Raw genomic sequence first — 13,373 nt, 5'->3', positions numbered from 1 at the left:
ATCCTCCCCTTTGGAGATCACCGTCGCAAGCCAGCTTTCAAAAATGTTCCATACGCTAGCTAACTTGGCACTCAGCCCGTGCCAATTCATTAACTTATTGTTCCGTTACCCAAGACAGATAGTCCGTCTCGGCTTCTTCTACAAAGTGAACTTTGCGCAGTTCAAGATCAACTCTCACTCTGATATTTTTACCCCACCAGCTGCAGTCTTTAATGCAAACCACGGCGTCAATGGTATTCGTGCCAACTTGTGTTACATCGAACATTGGGGTAAAACTTTTGCTGGAGACGCCCGCAAGATAAAATCGATGCCAAGTACCCTGTTGATAAAGCAACCCGACCCCAAATCGGCGCCAGGTTGATTCATCGTAAATTAAATTTATCACTCGACCAACAGGCAATTCGAATTCTTCAATGAAAAAACCATCCATTCCTTGCGCATTTGCGAATAGCTTTTCAAACAATTTTGGCTCTTTGAGAGGGAACAACTTCAAATGGGTTTCTCGGGTAGCTGAAACACTCAAGCCGGTTGGTGTATCATCGAGTGCATTGACGATGCTGGATGCCAGTTGATGCCATAGCTCGTCCTTTTCGGGAGGGTTTTCATCATCGAGGCTCGTTTGCGCTTGCGCTAAGCACGAAAATAGGCAGAGCATAAGTAAGTATGTTTTCAACTGTAATAGCTCAGACCTGATCTGACAGTTACCCGATTTTGGGGTGCCGTTGTCAGATTAGATTTGGGCTAAATTCTTTTCAGCCCAAACCCGTTTTCCATCAATTAATGTCGCCATCGGTGTGCGACCGCAGCACATTTTGCCCTGATGGGTGCGCTCATTGTTGTACAGCGCCAGCCATTCGTCCAAGTCTTTTTGCAGCTCCTCCAGTGTGCTATACAGCTTTTTGCGGAACGTGACCTGATAGAACTCATTCAGAATGGTCTTGTGGAAACGCTCGCAGATACCGTTTGTCTGTGGATGTCTGGCTTTGGTTTTCGTGTGGTCGATATCATTGATGGCCAGATACAGCTGATAATCGTGCTGCTCAACCTTACCGCAGTACTCGGTGCCCCGGTCAGTGAGAATACGCAGCATCGGCAGCGCCTGAGCTTCGAAAAACGGCAATACTCTGTCGTTCAACAGGTCGGCAGAGGTGATTGGGGTTTTGGTGGTGTAGAGCTTGGCAAAGGCGACCTTACTGTAGGTATCGACGAAGGTCTGCTGGTATATCCGCCCCACACCTTTGAGGTTGCCGACGTAAAAGGTGTCCTGTGAGCCCAGATAGCCAGGATGATGGGTTTCAATTTCACCGCAGGCCTCATCGTCCTGGGCTTTCTTTTCCAGGGCTGCCACCTGCGCTTCTGTCAGAATGATGCCATCGCGCTCCATCTTTGCTTCCAATGCGACCAGGCGCTTCTTGAGGTTTTCCAGCCCGTGCCTGAGCCAAATTGAACGTACGCCGCTGCCGGAAACAAAGACGCCCTGCTTGCGCAGTTCGTTGCTGGTTCGGGTTTGACCATAGGCGGGAAACTCAATGGCGTAATCAATGACAGCTTGCTCTATATGGTCATCAACACGATTTTTCAGATTGGGCGTGCGTCTGGAGCGGTTGATAAGCGCATCAATGCCGCCATCCTCAACCAGTTCACGATAGCGATAGAAGGTGTCACGGGACACGCCCATAACCTTGCAGGCTTTGGAAACGTTGCCGAGCTCCTCAGCGAGATTCAGCAAACCTGCTTTGTGTTTAATGATGGGGTTGTTAGTATGCAGCATGAGAGTTACCTCTTTTGTTTTGATTGAAGATTCGACACCTTTATCAAAACGGGTAACTCTCACCTTTTCAAGATGATGTGTCAGATCAAGTCGCGACTAATACATTTCAACCCAAGTTTCAGTATCGAATATCCGTCGTCAAACTCACTTTTTTTGAACCCTTGGTACTGGATATTTAGCACTGTGTACATTTAGACCTGCCTTGGAATTAATAACGCTGAGTATTGATTTTGAGGTAAAAACTCCAGCTGCGACTACTTTGTTGACGTTAATGGCGCTGTTTTTTCGCGCTGAATGTTGCAACTCACCTTCTTCCCACAGACATACCATCTGTAAATCTCTAAGTTCGCACGTCCCTGATACCTCCCTTCGTTACAGGGCGGGATTCCACTTTGTGCATAATTTAGCCAAAGAGCAGCTCTGAACGAAATACAGGGCTCCAAGCTGCACGCCGGCGCTTACCTGCAAGGCTGTCTTTCTTGCCATTGTGCTGTTTTATTGCACTTAGTGCCGCACGGTTGAATAGGGCCAAATGTTTAGCACCCTCTGGATCTGACACTTTCAAAGCATCCTCGCGAAAAACAACGTCCAGCACCCAGTGCAGTTGGTTCTCAACGGCCCAGTGGTCGCGGATTGTGCGAGCTGCTTCCTCAGCGTCCACTGGCAGGGAGCTGACGTACCAACGTGACGAACATGATGTGCTACCATTAACAGTCCGCTCGCTGGCGACCTCTATCAGTGACTTTATATGGGGCCATTTCTTTTTCAGGTCTGGTGACAACTCGGCTTCAGTTTGCATCACGGTCCTGCACTCCTTGCGGCCATGACCGGTGTTGGACTGTTCATACGTTTCCAGTTCCTTTGAGTCATAAAGGTTACGGAATGACGCCTGCACTTCCTCAAGCAGCGCTTTTTGATTGGACTTCACCTGGATCACGAAATCGCCTTTGCGCTGTGTAATTGTGCTCATGGTGGCGACCTGGCAGTGCAACGCGTCGAGCGTGACAATTGCGTTATCCAGTGCCAAGGCATCAATCACGTTTCGGGCAATCTCGGCTTCTTTGCCTTTGGTATTCGAACTGTCCTGATAAAGCGTGACACCGTTGCTGACATCGAACGCACTGACGACATGAAGTGCATTTTTAACGTCGTCACTCCACGCACCGCGCATCGTTTTACCGTCAAGAGCGATGACCGACTTACCTTCGCTCTGCCGTTTCTCGTTGATCCAGCTGAACACCGTTTGCAGCAGAAGCTCACTATCCAAGGCTTTGATAATGTTGGCGATACAGTGTCGTCTGGGGATACCATACTCAAACTGGCGGTACTGCCGTAACCAGTCGAGTTGTTCTTCACCGAACTCCTGGATCGACTTCCAGCCGGTTGCACCGCTGAGTACGGCAGAGAGTGTCAGGAAGACTACGTCAACCAAGTTGTGTTTAAGATTGATTTCCTTACGAGGATCGGGCAGTGTTTCAAGGTGTTCCAAAAGATTCATGTCTGTCAGCTGGTTATGACTAATGCTGATCTGATCATAAGGCTGTGTAAAAGTTCAACTCAAAGTGGGATCCTGCCCTGCCCTTCGTTAGGGAAGCTGCGATTAAGTAGTCAGCTTCTCCCTACATGACGCCCCAACTCATCGTTATCAACGTCCAGTGGCTCAATTTTCCAATTTTCAGCCAAAAATCGTCTCTTCGTTGCTGATTTTGGCCCTGTTTCAGGCCAATTTTCCCATTTTAGGTAGATCTCGCCTGTGCCCGTATCAATTGGTCCACTCGAACCAGGTTCGCCAGGGTGAATAACATCGCCAGCTGACTGTCGTTTTTAGCCAGCCCCTTGTACTTGGCTTTGACGAAACCAAACTGACATTTAACTATCCGAAATGGATGCTCAACCTTGGCTCGGATACTCGCTTTCAGGTATTCATACCGTATGGTCAGCTTGTTCTTGCGCGGGTGTTTCTTTAATGCATTCACCTTGCCGGGACGCTCGGCGATAAGCCAGTCCGCGCTGACATGGCAAAGCTCATCGCGCTTTTCGGCACCCTGATAGCCAGCATCTGCTGAGATAAATTCTTCATCGCCATGCAGTAACTTACCAACCTGATTGAGGTCGTGCTCGTTAGCCGCCGTGGTCACCAAGCTGTGGGTCAGGCCACTTTTGGCGTCCACCCCGATGTGCGCTTTCATGCCGAAGTACCACTGGTTACCTTTCTTGGCTTGGTGCATGTCTTCGTCGCGGCTGCTGTCTTTGTTTTTGGTGGAACTGGGGGCTTGAATTATCGTGGCATCCACCAGGGTTCCCTGGGTCATCAGAACGCCACACTCTGCCAGCCATTGATTAACGGTACTGAAGATTTTGCGGGCCAGTTTATGCTGCTCCAGCAAATGCCTGAAATTCATGATAGTGGTGCGGTCTGGAATGGCTTTATCCAGTGACAGGCGGGCAAATTGGCGCATGGAGGCGATTTCATAGAGCGCATCTTCCATGGCCTCATCGCTCAGGTTGTACCATTGCTGCATACAGTGAATGCGCAGCATGGTTTCCAGTGGATAGGGCCTGCGACCATTACCGGCCTTGGGATACACAGGCTCAATAACGCCAAGTAATTTGTCCCAGGGAAGCAAGTCATCCATTCTGCCAAGGAAGACTTCTTTGCGGGTCTGGCGGCGTTTACTGGAAAACTCACTGTCGGCAAAAGTCAGCTGCTGGCTCATCCGGTTACTCATCCATGGTTCAGGTCACGACACCAAGATCTCACGTCTCGAACTTATTCGCACCTTCCTTAATTGAACGTTAAAGTTAAATATTTGTCAAATTGTAATCACCCCGTAAATTAACCGATAGCCAAATTATGGCGATCGTCAAGCAAGCCGAAGCGGGTACGCCAGTTCCAGCAGAAGAAAACGGACATATATGGACGCTCCGCTGAACGCAAGGTGCTTTTATCCCTCGGATAGTCATCCGCTGTACGCCTTGCCTGTGACCCTGTCTGTGCTTTTGCTGATGACTGACTTAAGTGGCGTTGCTCTGACCTGATGTTTAAACAGAAAGGTCGGGCTTGACCGTGCACTTTGTGTAAAAGCTGGCGCCCCAGAACAAAAGACAGGCATAGCCTTGCTTTTCCCCCAACTTGAGCTTGTGCAGAAGGGCTATTTCCCCGAACAGTTGAGTACGACCAGTGCGATACCGCCGAAGACGGGGGGTACCGGGGGGAATCCGAAGCCACGTGGTCCGCCAAAGAACTCTAGGTGGAACTGATTGGGTCGCCACAGCGCAATCATGTGGGTTTCAGTAAACAGGTGCTTCATTCGCCTGGCGTTCGTGGCAAGGGGCTGTGTCGCGGTTTATACCTTAAGGGCATACACAGGCGGCACGCAGGAGGACCCGATGAACACGCCGTTAACCGATGAAGCCCTGGACACCCTGTTCCGCACGGCCCGCACCCACGGCCACTGGCTGGATAAGCCCGTTTCCGATAACACATTGAAGCAAATTTATTAGCTGATGAAATGGGCGCCCACCAGTGTCAATGGCAGCCCGGCGCGGATACTCTTTCTGCGCAGCGAGGCCGCCAAACAGCGGCTGCTGCCGGCGCTGGCCTCGGGCAATGTAGAAAAGACCATGGCGGCGCCGGTGACTGCCATCATAGGCTACGACCTGCGCTTCTACGAACGCTTACCCAAGCTTGCGCCCCACAATCCGGCGATGAAAGAGATGTTTATCAAGGCGCCTGAGCTTGCCGAGGTTACCGCCCGGCGCAACAGCTCGCTGCAGGGGGCGTATTTCATCCTCGCAGCCCGCGCCCTGGGGCTGGACTGCGGTCCCATGTCCGGCTTCGACAATGCCAAGGTGGATCAGGAATTCTTCGCGGCCGGTCAGCAGGCCTACCCCGATGAGCAGGAGTTTTTCACCGCTGGCTGCACTCGCAGCAACTTCCTTTGCAACCTTGGCTATGGCGACAGCAACAAGCTGCATCCCAGGGCCCCGAGGCTGAGTTTCGACGAGGCCTGTCAGCTACTTTAATTCCGCTCTGGAGACAGGCTGGCCGCAGGTAATGTGGCCAGCCTTTACGTCACCTGCCGCCTTGCTCTTCCATAATCACAGCACTTCACCAGTTGGTCGATGCCCTCATTGTTAAGTCAGTTATTCCCTTGCCCGTGTCATTCACCCTAGTGGCTGGAGGGGGCTTTGTGTTGGGCTGATGCCGGTCAATGTCTGACCGATGCGTACCATCAGGCAATAATAATCAACAAATTCAGACGCTAAATACTGGCTAACCCCATCAAAACCCGGACATTAATACGAGAAGAAACTCACCATGCTGTCAAGACGCCGGGACACCAAGGGCAGTACCAATTAACCATACAAAAAATATGACTAATGCACTGCGAGACTACACTTAACCACGGCCATTTACCGCTGTTACCTACCCGCGTAGTCAGAGACCCACCCCGTGAATAGAGATGAATGGCCAACGCCCATCTATGTAAGCCTTTGGCTTTTCTCGGCTGAATGGACAAGCCATGGGCAGTGGTTGTAGTAAACAGGAGGTTTTTATGTTGAAACACGGAGCTGTGATTCTCACCCGTATGTTGATGTTGGTTATGCTGTTGGCATTAGCACCCCTATCCAATGCAGTGGCACAAAATGCTTATGAGCTGAGACAGAGTTGGCAAACCATCGCCGAACTCATCGCTGCTCAGGGCAGACAAACTGAAGCAGAGCAAATCCGCGCATCCATCCGCGCCCTGTCCGATCAGGATCTGGAGCGTATCTATCAACAGCAAACACTCGATAACATGATATCGACGCTCAAAGATATTCAGCAGGCGGTGGAGGTGGTTGATAGTCTGAACAGCAATCTGTCGGTCCAGAAGTACATGGACAACCGGGCTGCCTTTCAAGCTGTGCCCCAGATGGATGCACAGGTGCAACCCATGGTAGCCGGCGCCTTCCCGGACGACCTCGATTATCCCAACGCTGACTACTGTCCCTATAGCCCGGAGCGTTCCGATGATCTGGCGCTGCAAATTGCAGTCGATGCGATTCAGGCGGGCAGAATTGCACTGGAATCAGCGAAGGTCATCTGGTCCGGACTCTCCAGAGCGTGCGATCAAACCGCAGTCGTTGCCGGAGCCGGTGGTAACACCTCCCTTGCATGCATTCCTGCTGACGTGGTGCTTTTTGCAGCCGAACTGGTAGTGGGTGCAGCCGAAGGGGTAGTAGAGCACTTTGAGTTCTGTGACAGCGGCGTGGACTCTGCCGAAATAGAGGGTACCTGGGATGGGTTAAACCATGTCAATGCCGTGCTTGCAGGCCATCTCTCACAGCTTTCAGACCACGACAGTGACATTAAGTATGAGCTTGAATTGCTTAACAATGAGATAGATCGTATCCACGCAAAGCTTGATGAACAAAAAGGCATGCTGGAAACAGTGATAAGCAATCAGCAGCAGATAATCCAGCTGCTCAATACCCCAAGTGGGCGCCGCGCAGAATGGAACAAAACCCCCTAAGCCATAGCGCGGGCCACTCAACATCAGGCAGAACGTGAGTAACAGCTGCTGTTCACTTATGTTCTGCCCCACTGGAAAACACAATACCGCCAAAACGCCTCAGACATTGAGCCACCGGCCGCTTTCTGTGAATAGCTGCACATATGCCGGATTAATGAAAGTTAAAGGTTGATGTCGTAAGCTGATATCGCCTTGATTCTTATCCGGCTTACACCGGTAGCGAATAAAAGAGGTATGCCTTTCTGTGGCACCAAGGAATATCGCCACAGCAGGGCATTGAGAGGAAAACCTCCGCAGGAGGTGAATTCCCAACGACTGTGGATAGCGCAATCCTGGAGCCCATTGCATGAACAAGATCCATTTAATAACAGCGCTTTGTCTGTTTCCGCTGCTGTCAAACGCGGCTGACGACCCAAGCAAAGCAGCAACCAACGCCACGGCAAGTAACGTACAGGCAACTAACAGTGAGCCTAGCCCATCCGATCGGCTGCTCAGCGTCGAGCGTCTGTGGCAGCTCGAGCGAGTCGGCTCGCCTGTGGTGTCACCCAACGGCAAGTACATCATAGCGCCGGTCACCCGCTTCGATGTCAAAGAAGACAAGGGGTACACCCGTCTGTGGCTGTTTGACCGCGACGGCAACAAGCAGCGCCCCATCACCGCCGAAGGCCTGGGTGCCAGTGAGCCCGTATTCTCCCCCGACAGCAGCACCCTCGCCTTTGTCAGCAAGCGCGATAAAGACGACGCCGGTCAGATTTACCTGCTGCCGATGACAGGCCCGGGCGAAGCCCAGCGTCTGACCGAGGTACCCACAGGTGTGTATGGCATCAAGTGGGTCGGCAAGCACCTCTACTTTATTGCCAATGTGTGGCCGCAAAAGAACTGGGATGAGATGGCCGAGCAAATCAAGGCCGACAAAGACAAGAAGCTGTCTGCCCGTCAGTGGAATGCCCTGCCCTATTCCCAATTCGACCACTGGATAGATGAAGACCGTCAGGCCCATGTGTTCCGCATTGCCGCAAGTGGCGGCGCTGTCGAAGCCATCACCCAGCCCCTTGGCCGCGAGCTGCCACGCTCAAGCCAAAGTTCAGGTGACTACGATATCGATGCCAACGAGCAGTACATCGCCTTCACCTCCAACGGCTGGGACAACCAGGTTGACCCCAATATTGACCTCTTCCTCGCCCGCATCGGCGGCAACAAGGCCGAGAACCTGACGCCGGACAACAAGGCGCCGGATGACAGCCCAAGCTTCAGCCCCGATGGCGATACCCTCGCCTTCAGTCGCCAGCATATTCAGGGCTTTTATGCCGATACGGCGCGGCTGATGCTGTACGACATGGACAGCAAGAAGCTTAAATCCCTTACCGATGGCTGGGATCGCTCCCTGGGCAGTTTCGTGTGGAGCCAGGATGGCAAGAGCCTGTTCAGCAACATCGATGACGCCGCCACCCAGCGCCTGTATCAAATCGATGCCAAAACCGGTAAACCAAGGGCTATCACCAAGGCCACCAGCTTTGGCGCCCCGGCCGTTGCCGACAAAAACACCCTGGTTGCCACCAACGAGAGCTTCCTCTATCCCCCTCGCCTGGTGACTGTGGATGTAAAGAACGGCAAAACCACCCGTCTGGACACGTTCAACGATGAGCTCCTGAGGCAAACCGACCTTGGCCACTATGAGTCCGTGACCTATAAGGGCGCAGACGGCAAAGACATCCAGATGTGGGTGCACTATCCACCGGGCTTTGACAAGAGCAAGAAATACCCGCTGTTTCTGCTTATTCACGGCGGGCCGCACAATGCCATTGGCGACTCGTTCAGCTACCGCTGGAACGCCCAGACCTTCTCCTCATGGGGTTATGTCACCGCCTGGCCAAACTTCCACGGCTCCAGCGGTTTTGGCCAGGAATTTGCCGATGCCATCAACCCGGACTGGCGCACCAAGCCGCTGGCGGATATTCAGGCCGCCACCAAATACTTTGAAGCCCAGCCCTGGATTGATACCGAACGCATGGTGGCCGGTGGCGCGAGCTACGGCGGCTACCTGACCTCGGTACTGTTGGGCACCGAGCATCCGTTCAAGGCGCTGCTCATTCACGCCGCCGTGTATAACATGTATTCGCAAATGGCAGCCGACTTTGCCGTGCACAGCACCCGCTTCGGCGGCTTTTGGGAAAACCCCGAGATCTACAAAACTATCTCGCCCCACTATCACGCCGACAAGTTCAAGACCCCGACCCTGGTTATTCACGGTCAGCTGGACTACCGCGTACCTGTGGGCCAGGGCTTTGAGCTGTTCCGCACCCTGCAAACCAAGGGTATCGAATCGCGGATGATTTACTTCCCCGACGAGAACCACTGGATCCTCAAGCCCAATAATTCCATTTATTGGTACAACGAGGTCAAAGACTGGATGACCCGCTTCGCCGAGCCAGGCGCACGCTGATCATCCCCGCCAACTGCCCCGCATCGCGGGGCAGTTTTTTAGCTGGTCTTCGAGTGTTCGACTGAGCGATTTGATTGTTCTTTCAACCTAGTACGACCAGCAAGATTGCGCCTTGGCTAAGCCCGACTATCCCTATAAACTCCGTGACCAAGATCACAGCCGCATTTTGAAGGACAGCCAGCGTGCCGATATTCAACGCCTTTGACAGCAAATCCCGCACCAGCGATATCATGGGCGGAGTGACCGCCGCCATAGTGTCGCTGCCCCTGGCACTGGCCTTCGGTGTGGCCTCCGGCGCCGGCGCCCAGGCCGGTATTTACGGTGCCCTGCTGGTGGGCCTGTTTGCCGCCCTCTTTGGCGGCACCCGCACCCTGATTTCCGAACCCACAGGCCCCATGACTGTGGTCACCACGGCCGTGATTGCCAGCTTTACCGCCACCCACCCCGACAAGGGGCTCGCCATGGCCTTTACCGTGGTGATGCTGGCGGGGCTGGTGCAGATTATCCTCGGCGCGCTCAAATTTGGTCGCTACATCACCCTGATGCCTTACAGCGTGATCTCGGGTTTTATGTCGGGCATCGGCGTGCTGCTCATCATATTGCAGCTGCCCAATCTGGTGGGGGTTGCCGGCATCAGCGGCGGCGCCGTGGGGGTGATAGAAGCCCTGCCCACACTGATCAGCAATATCAAATGGCAGGAGCTGGCACTGGCACTCTCGGCACTGGCGCTGATGCAAATTGTGCCAAAACTCATCAAGATGCGCTTGCCACCCCAGCTGCTGGCGCTGGTGTTTTGTACCCTCGCCTCGGTATTGCTGCTGGACATAGAGGATGTGCGCCGCATCGGTGAAATCAACATCGGTCTGCCATCGCTGGTCATTCCCACCTTCACCTACGGCGAGCTGACCCACATGCTCGTCAGCGCCGTGATGCTGGGCGCCCTTGGCTGTATCGATTCGCTGATCACAGCGGTGATTGCCGATCGCCTCACCCGGGTCGAGCACGACTCCAACAAAGAACTGATTGGTCAGGGCCTTGGCAATATCGCATCGGGCCTGTGCGGTGGCCTGCCCGGCGCCGGCTCCACCATGGGTACTGTGGTCAATATTCAGGCCGGTGCCAGCAGTGCCTTTGCGGGTGTGGTGCGGGTGCTGACTTTGCTTATCGTGTTTTCCCTCGCCGCAGGCATAGTGGAATACATCCCGATGGCGGTGCTGGCGGCCATTGCCTTCAAGGTTGGTCTTAACATCCTCGACTGGGCCTTTGTAAAGCGCGCCCATCAATTGTCGCACTCGGCGGCCATGACCATGTACGTGGTGATGGTGCTGACCGTGTTTGTGGATTTGATTGTGGCCGTGGGTGTGGGCATGTTTATCGCCAACCTCATCACCATCGACCGCCTGTCGCAGCTGCAGGAGCGCAACATCAACGCCATCAACGACTCGGGGGAAGCGTCCGACATGCGCCCCAACGAAAAGCGTCTGCTGGATGCCATCAACGAGAAATCCAACACCCTGCTTTTGAGCCTGAGCGGACCTATGATTTTCGGCGTCGCCAAGACCTTGCAGCGCGAATCCATTGCGGTGAAGTCTGCCGAAACCCTGGTGCTGGATTTGTGCCGCGTGCCCTACATGGACTCCACCACGGGCCTTGCCATCGAAAACGTGCTGCTGGATGCCAAAGACTGTGGCTGTAATGTGTATCTGGTGGTGCCGCGCAAATACAAGTGGGAAGCCAACTTCGTTGACCACCACAGCGACCTGCCCATCTTCCACAGCCGCGCCGACGCGCTCTCAAACCTTGCGGCGTCCCTGGGGATTGAAGTGGACGAGCTTAACGCCAAGGCCGCAAGCTCCAAGTCAGGCAGTGGGTCAGCGGGCAAGACGACATCGGGCAGTGCCTCAGTCTGAGGCGCTGGATATCCTCCTTTGAGGCTGGCTGCGCCAGTGGATTGATGCCCACCCTCACCCACGAAGCCCGGCATGATTGACGACGCCAGGATTGGCCCCGCTAGGGATTTTCCCGTCAATACAGCGGTATCTGTTGCTGCTGGGATGCGATGCGCGCCATAAAGCCACCATCTGCTGACAAATCGTATAGAGACTGAACCTATGGAGGCAGACAGAGGGTGTCTGTGAAAGACAGAAGGTGTCGTGGCAAAGCCTAGCGCGCAATATCCCTGACCGCCCCTGCAGCCGACTGCGCCAAACGGCTCAGCCCCCAAAGAGCCGTCTTGTGGCTTCATCATGCGATGTTCAAGGCTCAGGTTGGCGTGGTGCAGATAAAAACAGCCACATTTTTCTGCCTGCTTTCACCCTGCATTAAATCCAACCTGTTTTTCACCGAGCCAGACTGAGTTGGAACCCTGTTTAACGGCGACTTATTTTAGCTGTTCATCATAAAAGAGCACTCGAGACGCCAATTTTCTGCAACTTGCCTGAACCGTTTAAAGACAGATTGAACGGTTAAAATTTTCTACCCAGCAGTATGATTTAAAAGGTTTTATCGCCCGCTCCCTTTTAAAAATGCCAAGAAAAAAATCGCTCAACAAGAAAATAAAATGAGAAATAACTATCTATTCTGCTGACAAAGTGTATAGTTATCGCAGCTCAACGAGCACAGTTACTATTGATATATTTAGTTCAAGTATTTCTCAGTTTCAAACGAATCAGTTTGTCATATTTATCCTGCGATTCCTTTTTCTTTATTTCCAATTTGTAGCTTCAATTTAATTTATATCGAGATATTTATGTCTATTAAAACAACTGGTTTAGTAAAATGGTTCAACGAAACAAAAGGCTTTGGATTTATCACCCCTGATAACGGTGGTGCTGATGTATTTGTTCACTTCAGAGCAATTGCCGTAGATGGCTTTAAGACATTAGCCGAAGGCCAGCAAGTTCAGTTCAACGTAGAGCAAGGCAGCAAAGGCCCACAGGCCGCTAACGTCACCCTGGCGTAACTGCTTGCACTTCTGAGGTGCCTGCTGCCACGGCAACGCAGGCACCTACACAACTTGAATATTTGCAAAGCTGAATCAACAACCCCGCAGAGCAAATATCACCATCACATGTTATCAATACCGATAATATCAACAGAACACGTTATTTACTCATCACTGATTCCTGCTATTACATGACAAATCAATAAAACTATTGGTGAGTCTATAGGCACAGGCGCAATTGGCAACTCTCATGATTTAATCCTGGGAGCTTTTGACATTCAACCAGAAAAGGAAACACACCTTGAGCACTAAAAAGCCTGGCAAAAAACCTCTGAGTGACAATTCAAAACCCAAAACGCCGAATAACAGCCATCACGTCAGAAAGCGAATAGAAGATATTCTTATCGCTCGTGAAGATAAAAAGAAGCTGGAATTGTAACAGGAGCACACTATGCGTAAACCATCTAACCGTAAAATCGCTAAAAAAGTGCGTAAAGATAATTTTGACGAAAAGTTCGAGCATCTGGTCGGTGAGTATCAAACTGCCAAAGCGGTTCTTGATACATTGGAAGAAGATAGTGTTGAATATGGCCAACAGAAAAAGCAATGCGATATGCTTTTTGCCAACGCCGAGCGCTTCTTCCACAGTCGGCAAAAGTAAGCTGCAAATCCCAGCTGCGCCAGGCAAAGGGACAA

11 protein-coding genes are annotated in these 13,373 nt (G+C 52.4%); 7 read left to right on the top strand and 4 right to left on the bottom strand.

Features of this window, described 5'->3' with window-relative positions; translation table 11 throughout:
• Positions 1-94: 94 nt before the first annotated feature.
• From JQC75_RS03515 to JQC75_RS03500, 4 genes are all read right to left on the bottom strand, one after another.
• Entirely contained in the window at positions 95-673 is a 579-nt protein-coding gene (locus tag JQC75_RS03515; protein ID WP_203326109.1) for a hypothetical protein, read from the bottom strand.
• A gap of 57 nt (positions 674-730) precedes the next feature.
• The gene (locus JQC75_RS03510) at positions 731-1,771 is read right to left on the bottom strand and encodes an IS481 family transposase (RefSeq protein WP_203324101.1); all 1,041 of its coding nucleotides are present in this window, start codon (positions 1,769-1,771) and stop codon (positions 731-733) included.
• 403 nt (positions 1,772-2,174) lie between these two features.
• Positions 2,175-3,269 (bottom strand): ISAs1 family transposase, encoded by a 1,095-nt coding sequence (locus tag JQC75_RS03505; protein ID WP_203324635.1) that lies wholly within the window; start codon positions 3,267-3,269, stop codon positions 2,175-2,177.
• Between the two features lie 238 nt (positions 3,270-3,507).
• Entirely contained in the window at positions 3,508-4,488 is a 981-nt protein-coding gene (locus JQC75_RS03500) for an IS5 family transposase (protein ID WP_203326108.1), read from the bottom strand.
• A 199-nt stretch (positions 4,489-4,687) separates the two neighbouring features.
• Between JQC75_RS03500 and JQC75_RS18990 the strand changes: the two genes are divergently transcribed.
• The 7 genes from JQC75_RS18990 (at position 4,688) to JQC75_RS03470 (ending at position 13,338) form a co-directional block, all read left to right on the top strand.
• Positions 4,688-4,810, top strand: coding sequence for a hypothetical protein (locus tag JQC75_RS18990; RefSeq protein WP_275403205.1), 123 nt, complete (start codon positions 4,688-4,690; stop codon positions 4,808-4,810).
• Between the two features lie 468 nt (positions 4,811-5,278).
• Positions 5,279-5,797, top strand: coding sequence for a malonic semialdehyde reductase (locus tag JQC75_RS03495; protein WP_239002073.1), 519 nt, complete (start codon positions 5,279-5,281; stop codon positions 5,795-5,797).
• A gap of 533 nt (positions 5,798-6,330) precedes the next feature.
• On the top strand, positions 6,331-7,290 hold the full coding sequence (locus JQC75_RS03490) for a hypothetical protein (protein WP_203326107.1): 960 nt from the start codon (positions 6,331-6,333) through the stop codon (positions 7,288-7,290).
• Positions 7,291-7,636: 346 nt separating this feature from the next.
• Entirely contained in the window at positions 7,637-9,733 is a 2,097-nt protein-coding gene (locus JQC75_RS03485) for a S9 family peptidase (RefSeq protein ID WP_203326106.1), read from the top strand.
• A gap of 182 nt (positions 9,734-9,915) precedes the next feature.
• The gene (locus JQC75_RS03480; RefSeq protein ID WP_203326105.1) at positions 9,916-11,643 is read left to right on the top strand and encodes a SulP family inorganic anion transporter; all 1,728 of its coding nucleotides are present in this window, start codon (positions 9,916-9,918) and stop codon (positions 11,641-11,643) included.
• Positions 11,644-12,482: 839 nt separating this feature from the next.
• The gene (gene cspE / locus JQC75_RS03475) at positions 12,483-12,695 is read left to right on the top strand and encodes a transcription antiterminator/RNA stability regulator CspE (RefSeq protein WP_203326104.1); all 213 of its coding nucleotides are present in this window, start codon (positions 12,483-12,485) and stop codon (positions 12,693-12,695) included.
• 433 nt (positions 12,696-13,128) lie between these two features.
• Positions 13,129-13,338: a hypothetical protein gene (locus JQC75_RS03470; protein WP_203326103.1), complete on the top strand. Its 210-nt coding sequence runs from the start codon at positions 13,129-13,131 to the stop codon at positions 13,336-13,338.
• Positions 13,339-13,373 lie beyond the last annotated feature (35 nt).

It is taken from the genome of Shewanella litorisediminis, from assembly GCF_016834455.1.
Classification (GTDB): Bacteria; Pseudomonadota; Gammaproteobacteria; order Enterobacterales; family Shewanellaceae; genus Shewanella; species Shewanella litorisediminis.
The sequence above is the reverse complement of the archived record's forward strand: the minus strand, read 5'-3'. Positions and strand labels throughout refer to the sequence as shown.

Coding starts and splice junctions, on each gene's coding strand:
- JQC75_RS03510 (WP_203324101.1), bottom strand. CDS start 1,771: ATGCTGCATACTAACAACCCCATCATTAAACACAAAGCAGGTTTGCTG.
- JQC75_RS03505 (WP_203324635.1), bottom strand. CDS start 3,269: ATGAATCTTTTGGAACACCTTGAAACACTGCCCGATCCTCGTAAGGAA.
- JQC75_RS03500 (WP_203326108.1), bottom strand. CDS start 4,488: ATGAGCCAGCAGCTGACTTTTGCCGACAGTGAGTTTTCCAGTAAACGC.
- JQC75_RS18990 (WP_275403205.1), top strand. CDS start 4,688: ATGGACGCTCCGCTGAACGCAAGGTGCTTTTATCCCTCGGATAGTCAT.
- JQC75_RS03495 (WP_239002073.1), top strand. CDS start 5,279: ATGAAATGGGCGCCCACCAGTGTCAATGGCAGCCCGGCGCGGATACTC.
- JQC75_RS03490 (WP_203326107.1), top strand. CDS start 6,331: ATGTTGAAACACGGAGCTGTGATTCTCACCCGTATGTTGATGTTGGTT.
- JQC75_RS03485 (WP_203326106.1), top strand. CDS start 7,637: ATGAACAAGATCCATTTAATAACAGCGCTTTGTCTGTTTCCGCTGCTG.
- cspE (WP_203326104.1), top strand. CDS start 12,483: ATGTCTATTAAAACAACTGGTTTAGTAAAATGGTTCAACGAAACAAAA.
- JQC75_RS03470 (WP_203326103.1), top strand. CDS start 13,129: ATGCGTAAACCATCTAACCGTAAAATCGCTAAAAAAGTGCGTAAAGAT.